The sequence below is a fragment of the Brevibacterium sp. K72 genome (assembly GCF_050562175.1).
Classification (GTDB): Bacteria; Actinomycetota; Actinomycetes; order Actinomycetales; family Brevibacteriaceae; genus Brevibacterium; species Brevibacterium casei.
The window spans coordinates 2,779,888-2,805,671 of sequence record NZ_CP191582.1; the positions used below are offsets into that span (position 1 = coordinate 2,779,888).

A 25,784-nucleotide genomic window follows, 5' to 3' on the forward strand; every position below is an offset into this window, starting at 1 on the left:
GGAATCCGCGGAAGACGGAAATGGCGAATACTGCTCCGAGGGCGCACAAATGCGCAGAACAGTGGTGGGAAATGCGTGCTGAGCTGAACTCGGATGCGCGGACGGGCTCGGCGATCTGCTGTGAGGCCGATGCGGTCGAAGCGCAGAGGAAAGCGCCGGTGTTCAGTCTGCCGGCGGAGAAGGAGGTGTCACACGGCTGTGATCAGCCGTCGAGTCCCAGTCCGCCGACCCAGCAGGCAGCGAGCGCACGGTTGCCTGTGCGAAGGTCCGTGAATGCGATGTCGAAGAGATTCATTGTGCTGCACTCCTTTCAGGGTCGTGGATCGTCGATGGGCCGCGTCGGAGCCCATTCGTGGAACTGTGCAATTGTCTGTGGGTGCGAATCCGTAATTGCACTGTCGAATTTATCACAGGCTGAGCAATTCGTGTGACTTCTGGTCATAGTTTCTGAACTTTTCTTTTCCGAATGCGGATTCACCCGCACAGGGGTTCCGATCGGGACCCGTCGTCGCGGTGTCCGCGGCGTCGGGCCGGGGTGCGTCGTCGTCCCCGCCCGGGCACCCCGGCAGGGTGGCCTCCTGACCACGTAGAATCACCTGGAGAGTCGCTACGAACCGGGAGAAGTCCATGACAGAGTCAGCTGCATCCGTTCCGCGCCTGGTCGTCGGATACATCGCCACCGATCGGGGTCGGGACGCCATCTCCCTGGCGATCTCCATCGCCCGGTCCGTCGAGATCGAGCTCGTCGTCACGATCGTCCGCCCGGAGTCCTCGACCTTCCACGCCGCGGGATCGATCCCCAAGGACGGGACCGGCATCGTCGCCCAGCAGCTCGACGAGTGGCTCGAAGAGGCACTGGCCCTCATCCCCGACGACATCGCTGCCCGCGGGGTCATCCACACCGCATCGAACGAGTCGAAGGGCCTCATGGAGGTCGCCTCCGACGAAGGAGCGGTGGCGATCGTCATCGGCGCCAGGGCGACGACGCTCATGCGCCAGTTCCGCATCGGCACCGTGGCGACCTCGCTGCTGCACTCCTCGGAGGTGCCCGTCGTCCTCGCGCCGGCCGGGCGCTCCGACATCGGTCCGGTCTCCCGGATCACGACGCTCTTCGGTGCCCGTCCCGGCGCCGCCGCTCTCATCGGCTCGGCGATCGAGGCCGCCACCGCCTTCGACGTCGACCTCCGCCTCGTCGCGCTCATCGAGAACGACGGCATGGCCGAGGACGAGATCGCCGAGGTCACGGAGTTCGCCGAGGAGTACGGGGGAGCAGTGCTCGCAGCACGAGCCTCTGACCTCTTCGCCTCAGGTCGGGCCACCGTCGTCTCCGAGGGGGGCGCCGACATCGAGGAGGCGGCCGAAAGCGTCGAATGGATCTCCGGCGAGCTCGCCTTCATCGGCTCGTCCCGCCTGGGACACGGTCGCGTCTTCATCGGAGCCCGCGCGCGCCGTCTGCTGCGCGTCCTGCCGGTGCCCGTCGTCGTCATCCCGCGCCGCACGCTCTCCCGCACCGACGACGCCACCGGAGCTGACACCTCGGCCCGAGCCGACGGCGATGCTCAGGCAGCCGCGGGCGAGCAGCGCTGAGCGTGGAGCCGGCCCACAGGCTCGACCTCGATGTCGCCGGTCACCCCACCCCGGTGTGGGTCCACCCCGGACGGGGGACCGGTCGACCGGTCCTCATCGTCCACGGCTTCCGCGGCGACCACCACGGACTCGACCGGATCGCGGCAGCGATGCGGCAGCGCACCGTCATCGTCCCCGATCTGCCGGGGTTCGGGGAGAATCCGCCCCTCAAGGACGGCCTGAGCCTCGAGTCCTATCTCGATCACCTCGAGGCCCTCATCGCCGAGGCGGCCGACCGCTGGGGTGCGCGCCCGATCGTCGTCGGGCACTCCTTCGGTTCGATCCTCGTCTCCCACCTCGCGGCGAGGCGGCCGACGACGGTCGACGAGCTCGTCCTCATCAATCCGATCACCTCGCCGGCTCTCGAGGGGTCGGCGCGCGTGCTCACCGCCCTCACCCGCCTCTACTACGCTCTCGGGGCGCGCCTGCCCGAATCGGCGGGGCGCGCCCTGCTCGGCCATCCGCTCATCGTGCGGCTGATGAGCGAGGTCATGGCGACGACCCGGGATCGCGGTCTGCGCCGCTACATCCACGACCAGCACGCGAGGTACTTCTCCACGTTCAGCGACCGGGCGTCCCTGGCCGAGGCCTTCGACGTCTCCGTCGCACACACCGTCACCGAGGTGGCCGACTCCCTGACGATGCCGCTGCTCGTCATCGCCGGGGACAGCGACGCGATCGCCCCGATCGAGGTCACCCGCGGGGTCGTCGCCGGCCTGCCCGATGTCCGCTTCGTCGAACTTCCCGGGGTGGGGCACCTCGTGCACTACGAGCGCCCCGATGAGGCCGCCTCGGCGATCGAGGAATTCGCCCGCGAACGCGACTGACCGCGCCGCGGACGGGCCACGGCGCGGTCAGTCGCGCAGTCGGGGAGCCGGGTCAGGACCGGCAGTCGACTCGGGTCAGGACCGGCGGTCGACGATCCAGTGGTAGATCATCGGCAGCATGAAGGCCACCGCCGCGACGAGGAGACCGGCCCAGAAGACCCAGAACTCCGTGCCGACAGGGGAGGAGAAGGCCGCGCCGAAGAGGTAGATGGAGAAGATGAAGAGCGCGAAGGCGACGATGAAGACGACGACGTCAGCGAAGTTCGCCTTGCTCTGGCTTCTCTGCGCGACAGGGTTGGACATATTCTCCTCCGAGCGGTGGAACGGGTGATGGTCGATCGGCCATCAGTCTACATGCCGTAGAGAGTGGACCCCGGCATTGAGAGCCGGACCCAGGCATTCAGTCGCGGTCGCGGCTGCTGTCCGGGGCGAGCCACCCGAGCAGTGCGGAGACGATCGAGACGATGATCGCTGCGAGGATCGCCTGGAAGAAGAACGAGTCGATCGTGAAGACGAAGGGCGTGAACCCGCTCAGCCAGCTTGTCAGGGCGAGCATCGCGGCGTTGATGACGATCGAGAACAGGCCCAGGGTCAGGCACGTGATCGGGGCGGAGAGGACGCTGAGGATGGGTTTGATGAATGCGTTGGCGAGTCCGAAGATGAGGCCGATGACGAGGTAGGAGACGATCGTCGCGGCGATCGGTCCGGTCTGCTCCTCGACGACGCTGTTGCCTTCGATGGCGACGCCGGGAAGGATCCATGCGGCAACCCAGATCGCGAACGCATTGATGCCGACTCGGAAGAGGAAGTTCATGCTCGTATCCTCGCAGACTGGTCTGCGTCCTTTCTGAGTCGGGCGTGGGAAACCCGTGTCCGGACCGACCGTTTCTGTGACAGGGGTCCGTGACAGGTTTCCGTGACAGAGATCAATGCCCCATGTCGGCCGTCACCGGGTAGGGTGGTGGGCGAACCCCACTTCGACGTGCATCTACCGAGTGCTGTGCAGCAGTCCACCACGGCGGCACCGATCCTCGCCGATGGGGCGAGGCAGAAATGACGATTGCCATGCCGCACACCGATCCGCTCCGACCGCAGTCCCCGACCGCAGGTCTCCCGGCCCCGACCTCGGGCCCCGCCGAATCCGAGGGCACCGCCGAATCCGCGGGCCCGGCCTCATCGCCCACCCTCCTCTCCGCGGTGGGCCTCGGCTACTTCCCGCTCGCCTTCCTCGCCCGACTGCCCTATGCGATGGTCGTCGTCGGCGTCCTCACCCTCGTCGTCGCCGGTCGCGAATCGCTGAGCCTCGGCGGACTCAACTCCGCCATGGTCGGGCTCGGCACCGCGATCTTCGGCTCCTTCATCGGCGCCGCCGCCGACCGGTGGGGGCAGCGCCCCGTCCTCCTCGTCGTCGGCACCCTCAACAGCCTCGCCCTGATCTTCCTCGCGTGGGTCGTCTTCTCACCGCTTCCCGACGCCGTCGTCCTCATCGCCTCCTTCGCGATCGGCGCCACCGCCCCACAGGTCTCGCCGATGTCGCGCTCCCGCCTCGTCGACATCATCCTCGCCCGCCTGCCCGGCGGACGGCAGGCGAAGGTCCTCAACGGCACCATGGCCTACGAGTCAGCCGCCGACGAGGTGGTCTTCGTCTTCGGTCCCTTCATCGTCGGGCTCCTCGCCACAGGGTTCTCTCCCGTGGCACCGATCATCGGTGCAGTCGTCATGACCGTCGTCTTCGTCTCCGGCTTCGCCCTCCACCCCAGCGGTCGCCTCGCCGCGAACGGCCGGAACCGCGCAGGCACCAAGGGACCCGTGCGCGGGCTCTTCACCTCGGGCATCGTCGTCGTCATCGCCGGCGTCTTCGGCATCGGTCTTGTCTTCGGGTCGACCCTGACCTCGCTCACCTCGCTCATGAACGATCTCGGCCGGCCCGAACAGGCGGGACTCGTCTACGGCGTGCTCGGCATCGGCTCGGCGCTCCTCGCGATCTCCGTCGCCCTCTTCTCCCCGCGCTTCGCCCTCTGGGCACGCTGGCTCTGCTTCGCCCCGCTCCTGTTTGCCGGCACGATCGTCCTCGCCGTCTCGACGTCGATGCCCGCCGTCGTCGTCGGCCTCCTCCTCATGGGCACGGCGATCGGTCCCACGCTCGTCACCCTCTTCAGCCTCGCCGCCGAGCGCAGTCCCCGCGGCCGTTCGGCGACCGTGATGTCGATGGCCGGGTCCGCGATCATCGTCGGCCAGTCCGTGGCCTCCGCGGTCGGCGGAATCCTCGCCGAGGAGGCCGGAACGGAGACGGCCATCATCGTCCCCATCGCTGCCGCCCTCGTCGTCCTCAGCGCGGGTCTGGCCAACCTCCTCGTGCGCTTCCGGACCCGGAAACGAGACGTGGTTCACACCTAGATTCCGCTTGTTGGGACGCCGCGTCCCAGAGTGGCCGAAGTGTGCTCTGAGCCATGTCGTGGGAGTAGGATGACCGACTGTTCAGAGTGAATCACGCCTCAGAATGCGTGATGACATGACACAACGGAAAGCACGATATGTCTTCTAGCACAAGGACGACTGAGGTCGTCTCGAGCGATACGCGGTTCTTCGGACACCCGCTGCCGCTCATGCAGCTCTTCAGCCTCGAACTGTGGGAGCGCTTCTCCTACTACGGCATGAACGGCATCCTGGCCCTGTACCTGTACTTCAAGGTCACCGACGGCGGACTCGGTCTTCCGCAGGCCACTGCGGTCGGCATCGTCGGCGCCTACGGCGGTGCCGTCTTCCTCGCCACGATCCTCGGCGCGTGGGTCGCCGACCGCCTGCTCGGGGCGGAGAAGGTCCTCTTCTCTTCGGCCATCATCATCATGGCTGGTCACATCGCCCTCGCGCTCGTTCCCGGCTTCGGCGGCGTCGCCGTGGGCCTCATCCTCGTCGCCCTCGGTTCGGGTGGACTCAAGGCCAACGCCTCGGCGCTCGTCGGAGAGCTCTACGAGGAGAAGGACCCGCGTCGTGACGCCGGCTTCACGATCTTCTACATGGGCGTCAACATCGGCGCCCTGCTCGGACCGCTCATCACCGGTCTCCTCCAGCAGAACATCGGCTTCCACTACGGCTTCGGCGCAGCCGCCGTCGGCATGGCCCTCGGTCTCATCATCTACGCGACCGGCCGGAAGAACCTCCCCGCCGAGTCGCGGGTCGCGGTCAATCCGCTGCCGAAGTCGAAGGTCTACCTCTTCGTCCTCGCCGTCGTCGCCGCCGTCGTCCTCGCAGCGCTGCTGTGGATGACCGGCCTCATCACCCCGGAGAACCTCGACTGGTGGATCGCCGGCATCTCCGCCGGAGCCGCTGCGTGCTACGTCATCGTCATGTGCACCTCGCCGCAGACGAACGCCGACGAGCGCTCGCGTGTCCTCGCCTTCATCCCGTTCTTCCTCACATGTGTCGTGTTCTGGTCGATGTACCAGCAGATCTTCGGCGTGCTCACCGTCTACTCCGACGGTCAGCTCAACCGTTCGATCTTCGGCTGGGAGATGCCGATCAACTGGATCCAGCTCATCCCGGCGTTCTTCGTCATCGTGCTTGCCCCAGTGCTCGCCTCGCTGTGGATGAAGCTCGGCACCCGGCAGCCCTCGACGCCGATCAAGGCCGGACTCTCGCTCGTCCTCATCGGCATCGGCTTCCTCATGTTCCTGCCGTTCTCGGATGCGCCGGCGAACTCGACGCCGCTGCTCTGGGTCGTGCTCATCCTCATCGTCTTCGTCCTCGGTGAGCTGCTCATCTCCCCGGTGGGCCTGTCGTTCTCGACGAAGGTCGCCCCGAAGGTGTTCCAGTCGCAGATGATCGCGGTCTTCTTCCTTGCCTCCGGTGTCGGCACCGCGCTCTCGGGTGTCCTCGGCGGTTACTTCGATCCCGCGAACCAGGTTCCCTACTGGACGTCGATCGGCGGCACGTCTGTCGTCCTCGGACTCCTTGCGCTGACGCTGACGAAGCCGATGCTCAAGGCCCTGCGCGGCATCCGCTGACTCAGCGAACCGCACAGCGTTCGTCCGACGCCGCCCTCCCGGATCTCCGGGAGGGCGGCGTTCTCAGTTCGGTGTGTGGGGGTGCGCGGGCGCTCCGGTGAGCCAGTTCGCGATCGCCTCGGGTGCGAGGACACGGAGGTCTCGTCTGCCGGCTCGTCGGGCGATCCAGCCCAGGCCGGTCATGCGGGTCATGATCTCGGCTCCGAGTCCCCCGGCGAGGTGGTGGCGCTGTTCCGACCAGTCCATGCACACCCGGATCAACGGTCGCCGCCGAGCATGGAGAGAGGCGAGGTCGATGCCGATCCGGCCGAACATCGCCTCGGCGGCAGGACCCAGCGCGTACGGTGCGGTCGCGACCCGGCTGCTCAGCTGATCGGCGGCCGCGGGCGCGGGGCCGTCGACGCCGTCGCCGCGGGTGAGAGCGTCCTGTTCGAGGAGACCTGCGAGCAGGTCGATTCCGAGGCCTCCCGCGAGATGGTCGTAGCACGATCGTGCGACCCGCAGTCGCTGCCATCTGTCCACGGTGGCCAGACCGACCGGGCGCTCGGTCTTCGCGAGCGGAAGGAGAGCTTCGATCGCGGCGACGACACGCAGATCGGTGATGCGATAGCGCCGGGTCCGCCCGGACGCCTCGACGGTGACGAACTCAGCGGCCTCCAGGCGGGCCAGGTGCGAGCTCGCCGTCGATGCGGATACTCCGGCGATCCGTGCGAGGTGACCGGCAGGTCGCGCGGCGCCGTCGACGAGCTCGATGAGCATCCGGGCGCGAGAGCGATCCGCGAACAGTTCCGCGACCCCGGCGAGATCGGGCTGTGCTTCCATGCCCACCAGTATCCCTTCGCCATCGTTCGATCGCCGTCGAACGATCCCTGTCCGAGGATGGTGTCCATGAAGCCATGCCCACCGACACAGTCGACAAGCGGGAGTCCGCTGCTGCTGACAGTGCTGTGCGTGCCGATGTTCCTCGTCCTGCTCGACGTGCTGTCGATGAACGTCGCCCAACCCAGCCTGGGTCGCGCGTTCGACATTCCCAGGAGCCAGTGGTCGCTCCTCGTCGATGCCTACACGGTGCCGCTCGCGCTCGGGCTGCTCCCGGCCGGGTGGCTCGTCGATCGCCTCGGGCCGCGCCGCGTGCTCTTCTGGGGCCTGGTCGTCTTCGCAACGGCCTCCGGGCTCGGGGCAATCGGATGGTCGTGGGGGACGGTGCCCGCGGCGCGCAGGGCATCGCGGCAGCGGCGATGCTGCCGGCCGGGCTGGCCGCACTGACGACCACGTGGGCGGAACCGGCACCGCGAGCAAGAGCACTGGGGATATGGTCAGGGGTGAGTGCGGTGGCGACCGCGATCGGACCAGGCGTCGGCGGGCTGCTCGTCGCGGCCCTGGACTGGCGGGCGGTGTTCTGGGTCAACGTGCCTCTCGTCCTCACGGCGCTCTTAGGCACCGCACGGCTGCTCCCCGCCGGCGATGCGGCCGACGAGCGCGGGCGACCGGAGAGTCTGCGCTCACTGGTCGTCTCGGTCATCGTCGCCGCGGTCATGACCAGCGGCGCCAATGGAACGCTCCAGGTCGTCACTGTCCACCTCCAGGACGAGCTGCACCTCGCAGCCGGCCCCGCAGGAGCGATCCTGCTGCTGGCGACCGCGCCGTTCGTCATCCTCGGACCGGCCTCCGGCAGACTCGTCACCCGTTGCGGCCGCCGCGCCGTCGCCTGCAGTGGCCTGCTCATCGGCGGGGTCGGTCTCCTCACCCTGGGCCGGGTGCCCGGCGTGCCCGGCCTCATCCCCGGTCTGCTCGGGATCGGCATCGGCCTGGGCCTGATGACCGCCGCCATCGTCGGTGAGACCATGGCCGCCTGGCCGAACCGCCCAGGACTCGCCGGTGGTCTCAACAACGCGTTCCGGCAGTTCGGCACCAGCGTGGGTGTCGCCGTCGGCGGCATCGCGACACTGCACACGACGGGCGGCCCGCTCCTCGAACGCACCGGGATGACCGCCGGACTCTGGTGGATCGCCGGAGCCGTCCTCGTCTTCATCGGCTTCGGACGGAACCGGTGGCGTCGTTGAGGCCGGTCAGACCCCGATGAAGATCGGCAGCGCTTGGGGGTGGTGGGCGGAGACGATCGTGAGGAAGACGATCGCGTCGAAGAGAAGGTGGACGGTGACCGTGTACGGCAGCGACTTCGTCCGAGTGAAGATCACCGCCTGCACGAGGGCGAAGGGGATCGTCAGCAGCGGGCCGATCGACCGGTAGCCGAGCTCCCAGAGGAACGAGACGAAGATGATGCTCATGAGCACGTTCGCCGTCCAGAAGTCGAAGTGCCGACGCAGCAGCGCGAAGACCGTGCAGATGAAGAAGAGCTCGTCCCAGAGTCCGACGGCGTTGACGCCGATGAAGAGACGGAGGATCTCATGCCATTCGGTCACCGCCGGCCAGTTGAGGTAGACGCCGGTGCGGATGAAGTACTGGGGCAGGACCGCCCACGCGACGACGACGACGAAGACCAGCCACGCCCATTCGAGCTTCGACCACGGAACCCCGTGCCGCCGCGGGTAGACGATGCTCTTCTCCTTGAACCAGTACCGCGTGATGAGGAAGGGGATGACGACGACGGCGGAGAGCACGAGGCCCATGCGCAGGATGTTGCCCCACGAGATGTCGGCTTCGACGGAGATCGCGGAGATGAGTGCGAGCGCCCCCGCGATGACGGTGAGGTCGCGGGCGAAGCTCAGCGTCGTCGTCCACGCGAGCCCGACACCGGCGAGCATGGGCGCATACCCCCACGCCTTGATCTCGGGCAGATCCGTGCCGATGCCGAAGAGGATGACCGCGGAGACTGCGATGAGAACGGCTGAGAGACCCGGCAGGGAGACGACGCTCCACCTCTGCTCCGCGGTCTCGTCTGTCACGTCGTCCACGTCGCCCACTCTAGTGGAGACATTCGGCCGGGGCGGGCATTCGTCACCCGCCCAGGGCAGGTCTTAGGATCATCGGAGACGAAAGGACGTGTGTGGAACCTGAGGACTACTCCCGGCTCATCGCCAGGGACCTGCCCGCGAGTGCGGAGACCGTTCCGCTCGCCGAGGCGGTCGGTCGGCTCCTCGCCCGCGACGTCGCCGCCCCCGCCCCGATCCCCGGGTTCGCCACCTCGGCGATGGACGGATATGCCCTCGACTCCCTCGCCCTCGACCGGGCACGGACGGGGGAGTCGGTGCCGGTGCGCGGCGACATCCCGGCCGGGCACCTGCCGATGGAGATCCCCAGCGGCTGCGCCGTGCGGGTGATGACCGGTGCCCAGGTGCCCGCATCCGCCGAGGCGGTCGTCCCCGTCGAGCTCACCGACGCCGAGCGCACGGGCACGATCCCGGAGGCGATCACCGTCACCGGACTCCCGGACTCGAAGGGACCGGGGTGGAACATCCGTGCGGTCGGGGAGGACACCGCGGCAGGCGACGTCGTCGCCCTCGGGGGGCAGCGCCTGGGCGCCGCAGGGATCGGGACCCTCGCGATGCTCGGCATCGACGCGGTCGAGGTCACCCGGCCGCTGCGGGTCGGACTCGTCGTCACCGGCGACGAACTCCAACCCGGCGAGGACGCTCCGCGGATCCCGAACTCCAACCTGCCGATGCTCGTCGCCGCGCTCGAATCCCACGGTCTCACCGCACAGCCGGCGACGAGCAGCGACGACCCGGCAGAGTTCCTCGCCGTCCTCGACGGTCTCCTGCCTGGCGTCGATCTCGTCATCACCACCGGGGGAATCAGCGCCGGTGCCTACGAGGTCGTCCGTGCCGCCTTGGAGGGGGAGTCCTCGCAGTTCCTCCGCCTCGGGCAGCGCCCCGGGGGACCGCAGGGACACGGGGAGCGGGCGGGCACACCGCTGCTCCACTTCCCGGGCACCCCCGCCGGCGCGTACCTCTCCTTCCACCTCTTCGCCCTGCCCCTGCTCACCGGCACCGTGCTCGCCCACTGCTGGCGTCGCGCCGTCTACGAGGGGCCGTCCCTGCCCGGACACCGCCGGGGTGTCTCGCTCGTGCCCGCGACCATCGCCGTCGACGGCCGTGTCGTCCCCGCGGCACGGGCGCGGCTGCGCGACTTCGCCGCCGCCGACGCGATCCTCAGGGTGCCTCCAGCCCCCGGTGGCATCGAGGACGGGGACGCCGTCGACATCCTCCCGACCGGAACCGGGTTCTAGACTGGAGGGCATGGACCTCTCCCGCTACACGCGCCAGATCCGCCTGCGGGGATTCGGCGCCGAGGCGCAGAATCGCCTCCTCGCCGCTCGCGTCGTCGTCATCGGCGCCGGCGGACTCGGTGCCCCCGTGCTCACCTATCTTGCGGCGGCCGGTGTGGGGCGTCTCGACATCGTCGATCCCGACGTCGTCGAGCTGAGCAATCTCCACCGGCAGTTCATCCACTCCGAGGACGGCGTGGGTGCGCGCAAGGTCGATTCGGCGGCCGAGCGGCTGGAGGGACTCAACTCGACGATCGAGATCGTCACCCATCCCGTCCTGCTCACCGCCGCCAACGCCGAGGACATCCTCTCCGGCGCCGACATCGTCGTCGACGGCAGCGACAACTTCGCGACCCGCTATCTCGCCAACGATGCGTGCGAGATCCTCGGCATCCCGCTCGTGTGGGGCACGATCCTCGGATTCGACGGACAGGTCGCCGTCTTCGACGCCCGCCACGGTGCGACCCTGCGCGACCTCTTCCCCGACGTGCCCGCACCGGGGTCGGTGCCCGACTGCGCGACCGCCGGCGTCATCGGTGCCCTGTGCGGAAGCATCGGCTCGGCGATGGCGATGGAGACGATCAAGGTGCTCACCGGCATCGGGACCCCGCTGCGCGATGCGGTGGCGATCCACAGCAGCCTCGACGCGACCTGGGAGACGATCCCCGTCGCCCGCGACCCGCAACGGGCACCGGTGACGAGCCTCGACGCGCACCGTGCGGCACCGGCCGGTGCACCCGCTCCCGAGGTGCCTGCACCGAGCGACGACACGGAGGCGGCGGCGATCGGGTGGGACGAGGTCGGGCCGCAGGATCGTCTCATCGACATCCGTGAGGACGCCGAGGTTGCCGCCGGTGCTGTCGCCGGCGCGCAGCACATCCCCATGGAGGCCCTGCTCGCCGACCCCGCGAAACTCCTCGGGTCCGAGGACGAGGCGGAGACCGGACGGATCGCCCTCTACTGCCGCTCGGGTGTGCGCTCGGCGCGGGCCGCCACCGAGCTGCGGGGCCGCGGCTTCGACGTCGTCACCGTCTCCGGCGGCTACCTCGCCTATCTCTCACGCACCGACGCCTCGCCGGTGGGCTGAGCGGGCGCGGACCGATCAGCCGCCGGCGAACGGCGGGAGCACGTCGACGGTGTCATCGTCGTGCAGCGCCTCGGCGCGGTCCCGGCGGGCGACGGCGTTGACGAGGAACGACGACCGGGAGAGCACAGTGACCGCCTCGGCGGAGGCGCCATCGGCGAGCACCGCGACGAGGTCGTCGAGGGTCGACGCCTCGACGGTCGACTCCCTGGTGCCGAACGCCTCTCGGGCAGCGGCGAAGAACCGGACGCTGACTGTGCTCACGGGTGCTCTCATCCTCCGATCGCGCTCATCGGTCGCTGCGGCTGGGTGAAGTCCTCGGAGTCCATGCCGTGCCCGGCGAGCTTCGCCCAGTGCGCTCCCTTCCACAGATTGGCGATCTCCTCGTCGCTCGCCCCTGACCGCAGGGCCGCAAGGAGGTCGACCTCGGTGCGGGAGAACAGACAGGTCCGCACCCGCCCCTCCGCGGTGAGCCGAGTGCGCGTGCAGTCGGCGCAGAACGGGCGGGTGACCGAGGCGATGATGCCGACTCTGCCGAGGATCGTCTCCGGATCCTCGCGGGAAGCCACCGTGAACGTCTCGGCCGGGGCGCCGCCGCGCGGTTGGGAGTCGGGGGTGAGGACGAACCGCGGTTCAAGGAGGGCGAAGACATCGGCGGCTGTGATCATCGTCGACCGCTGCCACGAATGCCCCGCATCGAGGGGCATCTGCTCGATGAAGCGCAGGGAGAGGTCGTTCTCCAGGCACCACTGGAGGAGATCGGGGGCCTGGTGGTCGTTGAGGCCGGGCAGGAGCACGGCGTTGATCTTCACCGGATCGAGGCCGGCGGCCTTCGCCCCGTCGATGCCGGCGAGGACACGGTCGAGGAAGGGGCGGCGGGTGATCTCGGCGAACGTGTCGGGGTCGATCGTGTCGAGGGAGACGTTGATCCGGTCGAGGCCGGCGTCCCGCAGCCGCTCGGCACGGTTGTCGAGCCCGATCGCGTTCGTCGTCAGGGCGATGTTCGGCCGCGGTCGCAGGGCGGCGACCCCGGCGATGATGTCGGTGATGTCATGGCGGGTGAGCGGTTCGCCGCCGGTGAACCGGATCTGGTCGACACCGAAGCGCTCGACGCCGATGCGGGCGAAGCGGACGATCTCCTCGGCGCTCATCGCGGCGTCGCGGGGCATGAACTCGACGCCTTCGGCGGGCATGCAGTAGCTGCAGCGGAGATTGCAGAAGTCGGTGAGCGAGATGCGCAGGTCGCGGGCACGCCGACCGAAGGTGTCGAGCAGCGAATCCTCCGCGTGCCCCGTGAACGTCGTTCCCGGATCGAGAGTCGGAGTCCTCAGGACCGGGGTCGGGAGACTGACCTTCCGCATACGTCCTCCTTGTTCTTTCCCTTCGCTATCATCGTCCCATGACCAGCGCCATCATGCATCGTCGTCGCGTCGGTGAGACGATCTCTCCGCTGCTGGGGACCGAGAACCGTCCGTTGTCCGAGCTGCTCACCGTGCCGAGGCGGCTTGCCGCCGACGTCGTCACCGGCATCGACGTCCCCGGCTTCGACAATTCGAGCATGGACGGCTTCGCCGTCGCCGCCGACACGCTGCGCGGCGCGGCAGCCGCAGACGGCATCGGCCCCATTCCCGTCACCGGCCAGGTCGCCGCCGGGGTCCACGGGGGCCCGGTCGCCCCGGGCACCGCCGTCGAGATCATGACCGGCGCCCCGCTGCCGCCGGGCACGGACACGATCGTTCCCATCGAGGCGACGCAGCCGGGTCGCTTCGGTGCCGCGGAGATCACCGTCGACCTCGATCCCGAGACTGTCGAGCCCGGTGCCTTCGTCCGCCGCCGCGGCAGCGACGTCGGGGTCGGAACCACCGTGCTCCGGGCCGGTGCCGAACTCACTCCCGCCCGCCTCGGCGTGGCCGCCGCCTGCGGGGTGGGGGAGCTCGACGTCGTCACGCTGCCGCGGATCCTCGTCGTCTCCACCGGCGACGAGGTCGCCGACGGTGCCGACGCCGGCATCCACGACGCCAACGGGGTCACCCTCACCGCGGGGCTGCTCCGCCTCGGCGCCGAGGTCGAGAGGCTGCGCGTACCCGACGATCCGCGTCTGCTCCTTGAGGCCGTCGCCGCCACCGACGCCGACCTCGTCGTCTCCACCGGCGGGATCTCGAAGGGCGCACGCGAAGTCGTCCGGCTCGCCGCGGACCTCGACCCGGACTCGGCAATGGTCTTCGAACCCATCGCCATGCAGCCGGGCGGGCCCCAAGGGTGCGGTCGGCTGGCCGGACGGGCCTGGGTGGCCCTGCCCGGCAACCCGGTGAGCGCGCTCATCAGCTTCGAGATGTTCCTCCGACCGGCTCTCCTCGGCCTCGATGCCGAAGCCGACGCCCGTCCCGCCGCCCACCACCGGCTGGCGGCCGGACTCGACGAGACCACGCCGGCGGGCAAACTCCAGGTCCGGCGCGCCCGCCTCACCGACGACGGCATCGTCTTCGTCGGCGGCTCCCGTTCCCACCTGCTCCACAGCTATGCGGAGAGCACCCACCTCGTCTTCCTCCCTCCCGTCGACGCACCCGAGTCCGACAGGCTCTTCGCGCCCGTGGGGGATAGGCTGAAGACGTGGACAATCGACTGAACCTCACGCACATCGACGAGACCGGGGCCGCCCACATGGTCGACGTCGGGGACAAGGACGTGACGAAGCGCCGCGCCGTGGCGACGGCGCTCATCACGACGCGCCCCGAGGTCATCGCCCTCATCACCGAGGCGGGACTGCCCAAGGGCGACGCCCTGCCGGTCGCGCGCATCGCCGCTGTCATGGGTGCCAAGCGCACGAGCGACCTCATCCCCCTCTGCCACCCGCTGCCCCTGACCGGAGTCGACGTCGACTTCACCCTCGACGAGACGAGCGTGCGGATCACTGCGGCGGTGAAGACCGTCTCGAAGACGGGCGTCGAGATGGAGGCGCTCACTGCGGCATCGGTGGCGGCCCTGACGATCTTCGACATGATCAAAGCCGTCGACAACCAGGCGGTCATCGGCGACATCAAGGTCATCGAGAAGTCCGGGGGCCGCAGCGGAGACTGGAGGCGGTCGGCATGAGCGTGATCCGCACCGGAATCGTCGAGACCCCGATCAGCACCGACGAGCTTGCTCCCGAGGTCGTCACCGCGGCGTCCGGAGCATCCGTGACCTTCTCCGGCATCATCCGCGACCACGACTCGGGCAGGGGAGTCGAACGACTCGTCTACGAATCCCATCCGCTCGCCGACCAGCAGCTCGCCGAGGTGGCCGCCGCCGTTGCCAGAGCCCACCCGGAGGTGCGGATCTCCGTCGTCCACCGGGTCGGGGAGCTTCGCATCGGCGACGTGGCGCTGGCCGCCGTCGTCGCCTCCGCCCACCGCCGGGAGGCGTTCGCCGCGTGTGCAGAGCTCATCGACGAGGTCAAGGACAAGGTCGCGATCTGGAAGCACCAGTACTTCTCCGACGGCGACGACGAATGGGTGGGAGCGCTCGAATGACCCGGCTGCGCATCAGCGACGCCGCCCGCTTCCTCGGCGTCAGCGACGACACCATTCGCCGTTGGATCAGCGACGGGCGCCTGCGTCAGCACAAGGACGCCTCGAACCGCTCGGTCGTCGACGGCGCCGAACTCGCCGCGCTGGCCCAGGACTCCGCCGGATCCCTCGACGATCCCACCCATGTGCGCAGCTCGGCCCGCAACCGCTTCACCGGACTCGTCACCGACGTCGTCATCGACGGCGTGATGGCCCAGGTCAGCCTCCAGTGCGGTCCCTTCCGCGTCGTCTCCCTCATGTCCGCCGAGGCGTGCCGTCAGCTCGAGCTCGAACCCGGCAGCCTCGCCACGGCCGCGGTCAAGGCGACGATGGTCTGGATCGACACCGTCGGCGAGGAGTGACTCCGCTCGACCGACCGGGAGCGAAATCTCAGATACTGACAGAATGTGGTGAAAAATCCGCATCTGCGGGTATGAATGGGATATGAAGAGACTTGCCACCGCAGCGGGCATCGTCGCCCTGCTCACTCTCTCCGCCTGTTCCACCGGTGCCTCGGGCGAGGACCGGGCCGAGGAGCCGACCACGCTCACCGTCTTCGCCGCCGCCTCCCTCACCGAGGTCTTCGAGGAGATCGCGACCGAATACGAGAGGACCGCGCCGAACACCGACGTGACGTTCTCCTTCGCCGGATCCTCCGACCTCGTCGCCCAGATCAGCGAGGGCGCTCCCGCCGATGTCATCGCCACCGCCGATGAGAAGACGATGGACACCCTCGCAGGCGACGACCTGCTCACCGGAACGCCCGAGATCTTCGCCTCGAACACCCTCGCCCTCGCCGTCGCCCCCGGCAACCCGAAGCGGATCGCCGACTCGCAGGACCTCGCCGGCACGGACCTCGTCGTCTGCGCACCCCAGGTGCCGTGCGGGGCGGCGACGAAGAAGTGGGCGCAGCAGAACGGGGTCACCCTCGACCCGGCGAGCGAGGAGAACTCGGTGACCGATGTCCTCGGCAAGGTGAGCTCCGGCCAGGCCGACGCGGGCATCGTCTACGTCACCGACGTCGCCCGCGCAGACGGCGACGTCGACCAGGTCGACCTCGACGGGGCCGAGAAGGTCGTCAACCGGTACCCGGCGGCCAGGGTGAGGGCGAGCGAGAACCAGGAGCAGGCGGACGCGTTCGTCAGCTACCTCCGGTCGCCTGAGGCTGTGAAGCTGCTCGAGGACGCCGGGTTCTCCACCCCGTGAGCCGTCCCACCCGCCGTCATTCGGCGGCGCCGAGGTGGCTGTGGATCCCCGCAGCCCTCGGCGTCGCCTTCCTCCTCGTGCCCATCATCGGGATGGTCGCACGCATCGACCTCGGCCACCTCGGCGAGGTCGTCACCGCGCCGGAATCCCTGCTGGCGATGGGACTCTCCCTTCTCACCTCGACGATCGCGGCACTCGTCAGCCTCCTCATCGGCTTCCCGCTCGGTTACCTGCTCGCGACGACGCGCTTCCGCGGACAGAGGCTCCTGCGCACCCTCATCCTCCTGCCCCTCGTCCTGCCCCCGGTCGTCAGCGGCCTCGCCCTGCTCTACACATGGGGGCGGTCGGCCTATCTCGGGTCGCTGCTCACCGAGGCGGGCATCGGCCTCGCCTACACGACCGCAGCCGTCGTGTTCGCGCAGATCTTCGTCTCCCTGCCGTTCATGGTCATGTCCGTCGAGACCGCGGTCGCCGCCCGCGGGCAGCGGTGGGAGCTCGCGGCGGCCGAACTCGGTGCGACGCCGGCCCGAGTGTTCGCGACGATCACCGTCCCGATGCTTCGGAGCGGCATCCTCACCGGAACCGTGCTCTGCTTCGCCCGGTCGCTCGGGGAGTTCGGGGCGACCCTGACCTTTGCCGGCTCCCTGTCGGGGGTGACGCGGACGATGCCGCTGCAGATTTATCTCGTCCGTGAGTCCGATCCGCAGTCGGCGATCGCCCTCTCGCTCCTCCTCGTCGCCGCGGCGCTCGTCATCATCGTCCTCGCCTACCGCTCGCCGCATGCGCCGCGCCTGCGTCGGCGCGCAGCCGCCCGGACGGACGCCGCCGCACCCGAGAGCGGCGGTGCTCGCAGCGCAGCCCCGGCGGACCTGCCCGCCGCAGACGACTCCGACCATGCGTCGAGAGTGCGGGACGACCCTCCGACTGACCGCGGTACGCTCAGCCTCCGGGCGGTCCTGCCCGAGCGCGGCCTCGATGTCGCCGTCGACGTGCCCGCCGGGTCGACGACGGCGGTCATCGGCCGCAACGGCGCCGGCAAGACGAGTCTCTTCGAGATCCTCATCGGGGCGCTCCCGGCCGCTGCGGGTTCTCTGCGGATCGGCGGGACCACCGTCTTCGACGTCGCGGCGGGCCTGTGGCCGCCCATCCACGCCCGCGGCATCGTCCATCTCGCCCAGAACCCGCTGCTCTTCCCCCACCTCAGCGTGCTCGACAACGTCGCCTACGGACTGCGCGCCCGCGGTGAACCGGCCGCGCTGGCACGGCGACACGCCGCGGACATGCTCGACCGCCTCGGCGTCGGGGAATGCGCGGGGCGTCGACCCGATGCCGTGTCCGGGGGACAGGCCGCCCGCATCGCCCTCGCCCGCGCCCTCGTCGTCGATCCTGCCCTCCTCCTCCTCGACGAACCCCTGGCCGCCCTCGACGTCGACGTGCGCATCGAGACGCGCCGCGTCCTCAAGGAGGTGCTGCGTGGGCGCAGCGCACTGCTCATCACCCACGATGTCGCCGACGTCACGAGCCTCGCCGAGACCCTCGTCCTCATCGACTCCGGGCGTGTGGACACTGTGGGAGCGGTCGGGGAGATCGGCCACGGCGACGACACGAGCGGCCGGGATTTCCTCCTCAGCTTTTGCGAGACGGACGGAGAGGGAATACTGTGCAGTGGATCACACTAGACCCCTGCGAAGGAGCACACCGACGTGACCGCACTCTCCTACTCCTCCGGCCCCTCGAACGCCCCCCTGCTCGGCGAGACGATCCCTGCGAACTTCCGCCGCACGGCCGCTGAACACCCCGAGGCGATCGCGCTCGTCGACCGCGGCTCCGATCGCCGTTGGACGTACGCCGAGTTCGACAGGGACACCGATGCCCTCGCCGCGGCGCTGCTTGAGCGCGGCGTGCGCAAGGGCGACCGGGTGGGCATCTGGGCGCAGAACGTCGGGGAGTGGGCGCTCGTCCAGTATGCGACGGCGAAGATCGGCGCGATCCTCGTCAACGTCAACCCCTCCTATCGGGCGCACGAGCTCGAATACGTCGTCAGGCAGTCGGGGATGACGCTGCTCATCTCACAGATCCTCAACCCGCCTCACACGGACTTCCACGCGCTGGCCACCGAGGTCTCCGGCACCGTCCCCGACCTCGACCTCGTCTTCATCGACACCGTTCCCGCCGCGCTGATCGGAGAAACGGCGGTGGGGGAGCGCGAGTCGTTCGCGCGCCTGCTCGACGAGGGCCGAAGCCTCCTGGAGGATCCCGGCGCGAAGTACGCGGTGCGCCTCGAGCAGGCAGCCGGCGAGCTCTCGGCCGACGATCCGATCAACATCCAGTACACCTCGGGGACGACGGGCTTCCCGAAGGGGGTCACCCTCTCCCACCACAACATCCTCAACAACGGGTACTTCATCGCCGAGCTGCTCTCCTACACCCCCGACGACTCGGTCGTCCTCTCCGTGCCCTACTACCACTGCTTCGGCATGGTCATGGGCAACCTCGCCGCGCTCAGCCACGGCGCCTCGATCGTCCTGCCCTCACCCGGATTCGACCCGGCGGCGAGTCTCACTGCCGTCGCCGAGGAGAAGGCGACCTCCCTCTACGGAGTGCCGACGATGTTCATCGCCGAGCTCGGCCTGCCGGACTTCTCCGACTTCGACCTCTCATCGCTGCGGACCGGGATCATGGCCGGCTCCCCCTGCCCGGTCGAGGTCATGCGCCACGTCATCGACGACATGAACATGTCCGAGGTCGCCATCTGCTACGGGATGACCGAGACCTCCCCGGTCTCGACGATGACCCGCGTCGACGATTCGCTCGAGGCCCGCACGGAGACCGTCGGCAGGGTGATGCCGCACGTCGAGGTGAAGATCGTCGACCCGGTGACGGGCCAGACCATGCCCCGCGGGCAGAAGGGCGAACTGTGCACCCGCGGCTACTCGGTCATGCTCGGGTACTGGGAGGAACCGGAGAAGACCGCCGAGGCGATCGACAGCGCCCGGTGGATGCACACCGGGGACCTCGCGATCATGGACGACGACGGCTACGTCGACATCTCCGGGCGGATCAAGGACATGGTCATCCGCGGCGGCGAGAACGTCTACCCGCGCGAGATCGAGGAGTTCCTCTACCAGCATCCGGCGATCAGCGACGTCCAGGTCATCGGCGTCTCCGACGAGAAGTACGGTGAGGAGCTCATGGCATGGGTGATCCTCAAGGACGGCTACGACACGCTCACCGCCGAGGACGTCAGAGAGTTCGCCGCCGGGCGTCTCGCCCACTTCAAGATCCCTCGCTACGTCGAAGTCCGCGACTCCTTCCCGATGACGGTGTCGGGCAAGATCCGCAAGGTCGAACTCCGCGAGGAGGGCGAGCGCATCGTCCATGCGAGCTAGGTCACAAGTCGGTTGCAATTCCCCTGTGAACACCCGGGGATTACCTTGTGAGCTGGTCTTTCACTAAGATCGGTGGTCATGAGAGCTGAATCACAGCCGTTGGTCTCGATGACGGACGTCGAGAAGCACTACGGAGACTTCCATGCGCTGAAGCACATCGACCTCGACATCCACGAGGGCGAGGTCGTCGTCGTCATCGGACCCTCCGGTTCGGGCAAGTCGACCCTGTGCCGGACGATCAACCGACTCGAGACCATCACCTCGGGGTCGATCACGATCGAGGGCGAGGAGCTCCCGGCCGAGGGAGCCGAGCTCGCCCAGCTGCGCTCGGACGTCGGCATGGTGTTCCAGTCCTTCAACCTCTTCGCCCACAAGACGATCCTCGAGAACGTCACGCTCGGACCGATCAAGGTCCGCAAGCTCAAGAAGTCCGAGGCCGACAAGCAGGCGATGGCGCTGCTCGAGCGCGTCGGCGTCGCCCATCAGGCCGACAAGTACCCCGCTCAGCTCTCCGGCGGTCAGCAGCAGCGTGTCGCGATCGCCCGGGCATTGGCGATGAAGCCGAAGGTCATGCTCTTCGACGAGCCCACTTCGGCCCTCGACCCGGAGATGATCAACGAGGTCCTCGACGTCATGGTCGAGCTCGCCAAGGAGGGGATGACGATGGTCGTCGTCACCCACGAGATGGGATTCGCCCGCAAGGCCGGCAACCGGGTGGTCTTCATGGCCGACGGCGAGATCGTCGAGGTCGCCGATCCCGAGGAGTTCTTCACCAACCCGCAGAGTGCCCGCGCGCAGGACTTCCTTTCGAAGATCCTCACCAACTGACCCCGCAGTCCCGCACGAGAACCACAAGGAGAAACCATGAAGAAGCTCAGAGTGTCCATCGCCGCCGTCGCGGTCGGCCTGCTCGCCCTCAGCGGCTGCGGTCAGGGCGGAACCCCCGATGCCCCCGCCGAGGGCGGTTCGCAGGCGGCGGCCCCCGAGTACCCCGTCAACGAGAACGCCGACGTCAAGGACTCGAAGACCTGGCAGGCCGCGAAGGACGCGGGCACGCTCAAGGTCGGCGTCAAGTTCGACCAGCCCGGGCTCGGCAACGTCAAGGCCGGGTCGGACGTCCCGGAGGGTTTCGACATCGAGATCGCGAAGATGGTCGGTGCGCAGCTCGGCTTCGCCCCCGATCAGCTCGACTTCGTCGAGACGGTGTCGGCCAACCGTGAGCCCTTCCTCCAGCAGGGCAACGTCGACATGGTCGTGGCGACCTACACGATCAACGACGAGCGCAAGAAGGTCGTCGACTTCGCCGGACCGTACTACGTCGCCGGTCAGGACCTGCTCGTCAAGGCCGACTCCGACATCGCGGGACCCGAGGACCTCGCGGGCAAGAAGGTCTGCTCCGTCGACGGGTCGACGCCGGCCCAGAACATCCAGGACAAGTACACGGACGCCGAGCTCGTCACGTACGACACCTACTCGAAGTGCGTCACCGACCTCCAGTCGGGCGCGGTCGATGCGGTGACGACCGATGACGCGATCCTCCGCGGCTATGCCGCCCAGAACGAGGGCGAGCTCAAGGTCGTCGGAAAGCCGTTCAGCGAGGAGCCCTACGGCATCGGCCTGCCCAAGGGCGATACGGCGCTGCGCAACGCGGTCAACGACGCCGTGGAGAAGAGCATGGAGGACGGCGACTGGAAGAAGGGCTTCGAATACACTCTCGGTTCGTCCGAGGGAGTGCAGATGCCTGAGGTCGACCGTTACTGACCTGTCCGCTTGATGATGCGATGCGAGGGCGCCTGAGGGTGCCCTCGCATCGATTAAGGAACCCGGGATGGATTTCGTCCAGCTCCTCGAGCTCTTCGGCTCCGGCGTGTGGGGCACGGTCAAGCTCTTCACCGTCGCCCTGGTCGGCTCACTTGTGCTCGGAACGATACTGGCAGCGATGCGGGTCTCGCCGACACCGGTGCTTCGGATCGCGGCCTCGACGTACATCAACGTCGTGAGGAACACGCCGCTGACGCTGGTGATGTTCTTCTGCGCCTTCGGCCTGCCCTTCCTCGACATCCGCTTCGGCAGCTCGAGCTCGTTCAACTCCTTCGTCTACGCGACGATCGCGCTCACCGCCTACACCGCGTGCTTCGTCGCCGAGACGCTCAAGGCCGGCATCGCCACCATCCCGGTCGGTCAGGCCGAAGCCGCACGGGCGATCGGACTGACCTTCAACCAGACGCTGAGCGAGGTCATCCTCCCGCAGGCGTTCCGCACCGTCATCCCGCCGCTCGGCAGCGTCGTCATCGCGATGCTCAAGAACACCTCGATCGCCTCGGCGTTCAACAACCGCGAGCTCATCTCGGCGATGCGCAACGCGATCGAGCTGCGCGGGGACCTCGTCATCCCCATCCTCTTCGGCACGGCCGTCGCCTACCTCGTCCTGGCCCTCATCCTCGGCCGCATCTTCTCCTACCTCGAGCGGAAGCTGGTGATCCTGCGATGAGCGCACCGACAGCGGTCCTCTTCGACGCGCCCGGCCCCAAGGCCCGCCGCAACAACATCGTCCTCTCCATCGTCTCGACGATCGTGCTTGCCGGCATCGTCGCGTTCGTCATCTGGAAGTTCGCGGACGCCGGACAGCTCGAAGCCGACAAGTGGTACCCGTTCACGTTCGCGCAGATCCAGCTCGTCCTCCTCGAGGGCATGCTCGCGACCCTCAAGGTCGCCGTCGTCGCCTCGGTGCTGGCGCTGGCCGTCGGAGTCGTCTTCGCCCTCCTGCGGCTCTCACCCAAGCGCATCATCTCCGTGCCTGCGACGATCGTCCTCGAGTTCTTCCGCGGCGTGCCCGTCCTCCTCCTCATCTTCGCGACCTTCCTCCTCTTTGGGAACACGATCGGTCCGTTCTGGTCCGTCGTCATCGGCCTCACCCTCTACAACGGCATGGTGCTCGCGGAGATCATCCGCGCCGGCATCCTCGCTGTGCCCAAGGGCCAGCGGGAGGCGGCGATGGCCATCGGTCTGCGTCCCGGTCAGGTGATGAGCCTCGTCCTCATGCCGCAGGCGCTGCGGGCGATGATGCCGACGATCATCGCCCAGGTCGTCGTCCTCCTCAAGGACTCCGCACTCGGCTTCATCGTCACCTATCAGGACCTTCTCTACCAGGTCAACCTCATCGGCCGCGAGTACAATAACCTCCTGCCGACGTTCATCGTCGGTGCCGCCCTCTTCATCGTCATCAACATGATCGTCGCCGGCTTCGCTCGGTGGCTGGAGAGACGGCTGCAGCGCAAGACCACGGCCGATGTCGAGGGCGAAGGGCTCACGACTGCGCCCGTGCGATGATGAGGAAGTGCAGATGGAACCCGAACTCAGCACCACCCCGGTGACGATGCGACGCAACCGCGACCGGGACCGCTTCGAACTCTTCACCTCTGACGACGAGGCGTTCGTGGGGTTCCTCGCCTACCGGGTCGTCGATGGGTCGACCCTCGAGCTTCAGCACACGATCATCTCCGAGGACTTCTCCCGTCGCGGATTCGCCCGCACCCTCGTCACCCACGCCCTCGACGAGATCCGCGCCGAGGGCGGGCGGATCGTGCCCACGTGCACCTACGTCATCGACTACCTTCAGCGGTTCCCGCAGTACGCCGACCTCGTGTCTGAGAAGTGAGGGGCGCCGGCCGGTTCGCACCGAGCCCGAGCGGCGACCTCCACCTCGGCAACATCCGCACCGGACTCCTCGCCCACGCGCGGGCCAGGCAGACGGGACGGCGGTTCCTCTGGCGCATCGAGGACCTCGACAGGGTCCGGGCGGGGGCGGCCGCCTCGCAGCTGCAGGTCTTCAGGGAACTCGGCGTCGTCCCCGATGAGACCCCGCTCGTCCAGTCCGAGAGGCTCGACGTCTACGCTGACGCGATCGGCAGCCTCGCCGAGGCGGGGCTCGTCTACGAGTGCTACTGCTCGCGCCGGGACATCCAGCAGGCGCCCTCGGCTCCGCACGCCCCGCCGGGGGCGTACCCGGGAACGTGCCGCCGCCTCGGCGAGGGGGACCGGGAGCGTCGACGCGCGGAACTTGCCGCCGCAGGCCGGCAGCCGGCGCTGCGGCTGCGCACGGAGAATACGGAGATCACGGTCCCCGACGGACTCCTCGGGACGATCACCGCGCCCGTCGACGACTTCGTCCTGCGCCGGGGTGACGGAGTCTTCGCCTACAACCTCACCGTCGTCGTCGACGATGCGGCCAGCGGCGTCGACGAGGTCCTCCGCGGTGACGACCTTGCCTCTTCGGCACCGCGGCAGGCACATCTCGGGCGCCTCCTCGGTGCAGGCGAGCAGTCGTGGCTCCACGTCCCCCTCGTCCTCGGGGAATCGGGGGCCAGGCTGGCCAAGCGCGACGGAGCAGTGACGTATGAGCAGCTCTCGGCCCTCGGCTGGAAGCCCGCGGATGTCTTCGAATGGGTGTGGCACTCCCTCGGCGGGGACTCCGCCGGGGGAGAGGTTCTCGGGCAACGGCCCTGGTCGTCGCTTGACGACCTCGTCGACGGCATCGACTTCGCGCACCTGCGCCGGGAGCCGAGCGTGTTCCTTCCGCCGACGGATGCGGCGACGGTGCCGACCGGGAGCGCGCCTGACCTCTGAGCCGCTGCGCTGTGCCCGCCGCTGGCTGTGGCCTCAGGCCGCTGAGTCGACCGTGCCGTCGATGACGTCGGCGTAGATCGATTCGAACGTGTCGAGGGTGTATTCGATGTCGTGGACGGCGACGACGTCGAGGGAGGCCCGGGACATCGCCTCCCGTTCCGCCTCCGACTGCGTGCACAGGCGGGTGAAGCGGTCGGCGAGGGCGTCGATGTCGCGCGGTGGGAAGAGGTAGCCGTTGACGCCGTCGCGCACGAGGTGGGGCAGGGCCACGGCATCGGCGAGGACGACGGGTTTGCGTGAGGCAAGCGCCTCAAGGGTCGCGATCGACTGGAGTTCCGCGGTCGAGGGCATGCAGAAGAACGTGCAGCGGGCGTAGGCGTCCATGAGCTCTGCGTCGCTGACCTTGCCGAGGACGTGGATGCGATCGGCGATGCCGAGTTCGGCGGCAAGCGCCTTGAGCGGCTCCTCCTGGTCACCGCCGCCGACGATGTCGGCTTCGAGTCCGAGGGCGGGGTCGGTCTTCGCCACGGCCCGGACGATGTCGTCGGCGTGCTTCTCCGCGGAGAGGCGGCCGACGAAGAGGACGCGAGGAGCGTCGCCGTCGCCGATGCCCGGTGCGTGGTCCTCCTCCTGGAGGTGGGAGAAGCGTTCGAGGTCGATGCCGCAGGACACGGCGCGGATGGGGGAGGTGAATCCGTTCTGCGTGAGGAGGTCTGCCGCGAGCTGGGTGGGCACGGTGATGAAGTCAGCGGACTGGAACTTCCGGCGCAGATCCCACCAGGCCATGGCGGTGCCGCCGTCGACGAGGGGTCTGGGCACGCGGAGGTAGGGGCGGACGTTCTCCGGCATGAAGTGGTTGGTCGCAACGACGGGGATGCCGCGGCGGATCGATTCGGAGAACGCGTAGCGTCCGATGACGAAGTGCGCCTGCGTGTGGACGACGTCGGGGCGGAGGGTGTCGAGGAGGCGGGCGATCTCGGGTTTCGTCTCCCACGGCATGCAGATCGTCCACGTGGGGTGGAGCATCCACCTGTGGGAGGTGAGGCGGTGGACCGTGACGCCGTTCTCGACGCTCACCGACGGGGTTCCGGTGGCCGATGGGCAGGCGACGTGGACGTCGTTGCCGCGTGCGGCCAGGCCCGCTGCCAGTCGTTCGGCGAACTTCGCCGCTCCGTTGACCTCAGGAGCATAGGTCTCTGTGGGGATGAGGATGCGGCGCGCGGGGGCGGTCGATTGTGCGGACAGG

General features: G+C 68.5%; 28 protein-coding genes. 21 read left to right on the forward strand and 7 right to left on the reverse strand.

Annotation, left to right across the window (positions count from 1 at the left end):
• The first annotated feature begins 627 nt into the window (after positions 1 to 627).
• Positions 628 to 1,587 carry a universal stress protein gene (locus tag ACQ1RG_RS12500; RefSeq protein ID WP_009375530.1) on the forward strand — a complete coding sequence of 320 codons (960 nt, stop codon included), beginning with the start codon at positions 628 to 630 and terminating at the stop codon, positions 1,585 to 1,587.
• A gap of 2 nt (positions 1,588 to 1,589) precedes the next feature.
• Positions 1,590 to 2,453 carry an alpha/beta fold hydrolase gene (locus ACQ1RG_RS12505; RefSeq protein ID WP_313450261.1) on the forward strand — a complete coding sequence of 288 codons (864 nt, stop codon included), beginning with the start codon at positions 1,590 to 1,592 and terminating at the stop codon, positions 2,451 to 2,453.
• 75 nt (positions 2,454 to 2,528) lie between these two features.
• On the opposite strand, the gene ACQ1RG_RS12510 is transcribed toward ACQ1RG_RS12505, so the two are convergent.
• Together ACQ1RG_RS12510 and ACQ1RG_RS12515 are read right to left on the reverse strand one after the other, a co-directional pair.
• The gene (locus tag ACQ1RG_RS12510; RefSeq protein ID WP_095375886.1) at positions 2,529 to 2,756 is read right to left on the reverse strand and encodes a hypothetical protein; all 228 of its coding nucleotides are present in this window, start codon (positions 2,754 to 2,756) and stop codon (positions 2,529 to 2,531) included.
• A gap of 97 nt (positions 2,757 to 2,853) precedes the next feature.
• On the reverse strand, positions 2,854 to 3,267 hold the full coding sequence (locus tag ACQ1RG_RS12515; RefSeq protein WP_063250628.1) for a phage holin family protein: 414 nt from the start codon (positions 3,265 to 3,267) through the stop codon (positions 2,854 to 2,856).
• A gap of 251 nt (positions 3,268 to 3,518) precedes the next feature.
• Here ACQ1RG_RS12515 and ACQ1RG_RS12520 point away from each other — a divergent pair, with 251 nt between their 5' ends.
• Complete coding sequence (locus ACQ1RG_RS12520; RefSeq protein WP_144589098.1) at positions 3,519 to 4,850, forward strand: MFS transporter; 1,332 nt, start codon at positions 3,519 to 3,521, stop codon at positions 4,848 to 4,850.
• Between the two features lie 137 nt (positions 4,851 to 4,987).
• A complete protein-coding gene (locus ACQ1RG_RS12525; protein ID WP_144589072.1) occupies positions 4,988 to 6,457 on the forward strand; it encodes a peptide MFS transporter in 1,470 nt (489 codons plus the stop codon).
• 63 nt (positions 6,458 to 6,520) lie between these two features.
• On the opposite strand, the gene ACQ1RG_RS12530 is transcribed toward ACQ1RG_RS12525, so the two are convergent.
• A complete protein-coding gene (locus ACQ1RG_RS12530; RefSeq protein WP_082835002.1) occupies positions 6,521 to 7,279 on the reverse strand; it encodes an ArsR/SmtB family transcription factor in 759 nt (252 codons plus the stop codon).
• A gap of 135 nt (positions 7,280 to 7,414) precedes the next feature.
• On the opposite strand from ACQ1RG_RS12530, the gene ACQ1RG_RS12535 reads away from it, so the two are divergent.
• On the forward strand, positions 7,415 to 7,723 hold the full coding sequence (locus ACQ1RG_RS12535; protein WP_259800961.1) for an MFS transporter: 309 nt from the start codon (positions 7,415 to 7,417) through the stop codon (positions 7,721 to 7,723).
• The gene (locus ACQ1RG_RS12540) at positions 7,696 to 8,520 is read left to right on the forward strand and encodes an MFS transporter (RefSeq protein WP_259787674.1); all 825 of its coding nucleotides are present in this window, start codon (positions 7,696 to 7,698) and stop codon (positions 8,518 to 8,520) included. Before ACQ1RG_RS12535 ends, ACQ1RG_RS12540 begins: the two co-directional genes overlap by 28 nt.
• Before the next feature lie 6 nt (positions 8,521 to 8,526).
• Here ACQ1RG_RS12540 and ACQ1RG_RS12545 read toward each other — a convergent pair whose 3' ends face one another.
• Positions 8,527 to 9,372: a CPBP family intramembrane glutamic endopeptidase gene (locus ACQ1RG_RS12545; RefSeq protein ID WP_063250647.1), complete on the reverse strand. Its 846-nt coding sequence runs from the start codon at positions 9,370 to 9,372 to the stop codon at positions 8,527 to 8,529.
• 92 nt (positions 9,373 to 9,464) lie between these two features.
• On the opposite strand from ACQ1RG_RS12545, the gene ACQ1RG_RS12550 reads away from it, so the two are divergent.
• The gene (locus ACQ1RG_RS12550; protein ID WP_144589066.1) at positions 9,465 to 10,646 is read left to right on the forward strand and encodes a molybdopterin molybdotransferase MoeA; all 1,182 of its coding nucleotides are present in this window, start codon (positions 9,465 to 9,467) and stop codon (positions 10,644 to 10,646) included.
• 10 nt (positions 10,647 to 10,656) lie between these two features.
• Positions 10,657 to 11,772, forward strand: a complete 1,116-nt coding sequence (locus ACQ1RG_RS12555) for a HesA/MoeB/ThiF family protein (RefSeq protein WP_144589064.1) — start codon at positions 10,657 to 10,659, stop codon at positions 11,770 to 11,772.
• 15 nt (positions 11,773 to 11,787) lie between these two features.
• On the opposite strand, the gene ACQ1RG_RS12560 is transcribed toward ACQ1RG_RS12555, so the two are convergent.
• The gene (locus ACQ1RG_RS12560) at positions 11,788 to 12,033 is read right to left on the reverse strand and encodes a MoaD/ThiS family protein (RefSeq protein ID WP_144589062.1); all 246 of its coding nucleotides are present in this window, start codon (positions 12,031 to 12,033) and stop codon (positions 11,788 to 11,790) included.
• A gap of 8 nt (positions 12,034 to 12,041) precedes the next feature.
• Positions 12,042 to 13,130: a GTP 3',8-cyclase MoaA gene (gene moaA, locus ACQ1RG_RS12565; protein ID WP_144589060.1), complete on the reverse strand. Its 1,089-nt coding sequence runs from the start codon at positions 13,128 to 13,130 to the stop codon at positions 12,042 to 12,044.
• 38 nt (positions 13,131 to 13,168) lie between these two features.
• On the opposite strand from moaA, the gene ACQ1RG_RS12570 reads away from it, so the two are divergent.
• The 13 genes from ACQ1RG_RS12570 (at position 13,169) to gluQRS (ending at position 24,538) form a co-directional block, all read left to right on the forward strand.
• The gene (locus ACQ1RG_RS12570; protein ID WP_144589058.1) at positions 13,169 to 14,395 is read left to right on the forward strand and encodes a molybdopterin molybdotransferase MoeA; all 1,227 of its coding nucleotides are present in this window, start codon (positions 13,169 to 13,171) and stop codon (positions 14,393 to 14,395) included.
• Positions 14,396 to 14,430: 35 nt separating this feature from the next.
• Positions 14,431 to 14,862 carry a cyclic pyranopterin monophosphate synthase MoaC gene (gene moaC / locus ACQ1RG_RS12575; RefSeq protein WP_051995491.1) on the forward strand — a complete coding sequence of 144 codons (432 nt, stop codon included), beginning with the start codon at positions 14,431 to 14,433 and terminating at the stop codon, positions 14,860 to 14,862.
• Positions 14,859 to 15,281 carry a molybdenum cofactor biosynthesis protein MoaE gene (locus ACQ1RG_RS12580; RefSeq protein ID WP_063250637.1) on the forward strand — a complete coding sequence of 141 codons (423 nt, stop codon included), beginning with the start codon at positions 14,859 to 14,861 and terminating at the stop codon, positions 15,279 to 15,281. Before moaC ends, ACQ1RG_RS12580 begins: the two co-directional genes overlap by 4 nt.
• Positions 15,278 to 15,679, forward strand: a complete 402-nt coding sequence (locus tag ACQ1RG_RS12585) for a TOBE domain-containing protein (protein WP_119296257.1) — start codon at positions 15,278 to 15,280, stop codon at positions 15,677 to 15,679. Before ACQ1RG_RS12580 ends, ACQ1RG_RS12585 begins: the two co-directional genes overlap by 4 nt.
• Before the next feature lie 82 nt (positions 15,680 to 15,761).
• Positions 15,762 to 16,523, forward strand: coding sequence for a molybdate ABC transporter substrate-binding protein (gene modA, locus ACQ1RG_RS12590; protein ID WP_119296256.1), 762 nt, complete (start codon positions 15,762 to 15,764; stop codon positions 16,521 to 16,523).
• A complete protein-coding gene (locus tag ACQ1RG_RS12595; RefSeq protein ID WP_430600147.1) occupies positions 16,520 to 18,202 on the forward strand; it encodes an ABC transporter permease in 1,683 nt (560 codons plus the stop codon). The genes modA and ACQ1RG_RS12595 overlap by 4 nt, the downstream gene beginning before the upstream one ends.
• 24 nt (positions 18,203 to 18,226) lie before the next feature.
• Positions 18,227 to 19,912 (forward strand): AMP-binding protein, encoded by a 1,686-nt coding sequence (locus tag ACQ1RG_RS12600; RefSeq protein ID WP_313450242.1) that lies wholly within the window; start codon positions 18,227 to 18,229, stop codon positions 19,910 to 19,912.
• Positions 19,913 to 20,011: 99 nt separating this feature from the next.
• A complete protein-coding gene (locus ACQ1RG_RS12605; RefSeq protein WP_009375560.1) occupies positions 20,012 to 20,740 on the forward strand; it encodes an amino acid ABC transporter ATP-binding protein in 729 nt (242 codons plus the stop codon).
• A 36-nt stretch (positions 20,741 to 20,776) separates the two neighbouring features.
• The gene (locus ACQ1RG_RS12610; RefSeq protein WP_009375561.1) at positions 20,777 to 21,673 is read left to right on the forward strand and encodes a glutamate ABC transporter substrate-binding protein; all 897 of its coding nucleotides are present in this window, start codon (positions 20,777 to 20,779) and stop codon (positions 21,671 to 21,673) included.
• Between the two features lie 67 nt (positions 21,674 to 21,740).
• Positions 21,741 to 22,403, forward strand: coding sequence for an amino acid ABC transporter permease (locus ACQ1RG_RS12615; protein ID WP_009375562.1), 663 nt, complete (start codon positions 21,741 to 21,743; stop codon positions 22,401 to 22,403).
• Complete coding sequence (locus tag ACQ1RG_RS12620; RefSeq protein ID WP_009375563.1) at positions 22,400 to 23,242, forward strand: amino acid ABC transporter permease; 843 nt, start codon at positions 22,400 to 22,402, stop codon at positions 23,240 to 23,242. Before ACQ1RG_RS12615 ends, ACQ1RG_RS12620 begins: the two co-directional genes overlap by 4 nt.
• A 13-nt stretch (positions 23,243 to 23,255) precedes the next feature.
• Positions 23,256 to 23,570, forward strand: a complete 315-nt coding sequence (locus ACQ1RG_RS12625; protein ID WP_131247585.1) for a GNAT family N-acetyltransferase — start codon at positions 23,256 to 23,258, stop codon at positions 23,568 to 23,570.
• The gene (gene gluQRS / locus ACQ1RG_RS12630; protein WP_131247587.1) at positions 23,567 to 24,538 is read left to right on the forward strand and encodes a tRNA glutamyl-Q(34) synthetase GluQRS; all 972 of its coding nucleotides are present in this window, start codon (positions 23,567 to 23,569) and stop codon (positions 24,536 to 24,538) included. Before ACQ1RG_RS12625 ends, gluQRS begins: the two co-directional genes overlap by 4 nt.
• A 33-nt stretch (positions 24,539 to 24,571) precedes the next feature.
• Here gluQRS and ACQ1RG_RS12635 read toward each other — a convergent pair whose 3' ends face one another.
• Complete coding sequence (locus ACQ1RG_RS12635) at positions 24,572 to 25,783, reverse strand: glycosyltransferase (protein ID WP_040340994.1); 1,212 nt, start codon at positions 25,781 to 25,783, stop codon at positions 24,572 to 24,574.
• Position 25,784: the final 1 nt, after the last annotated feature.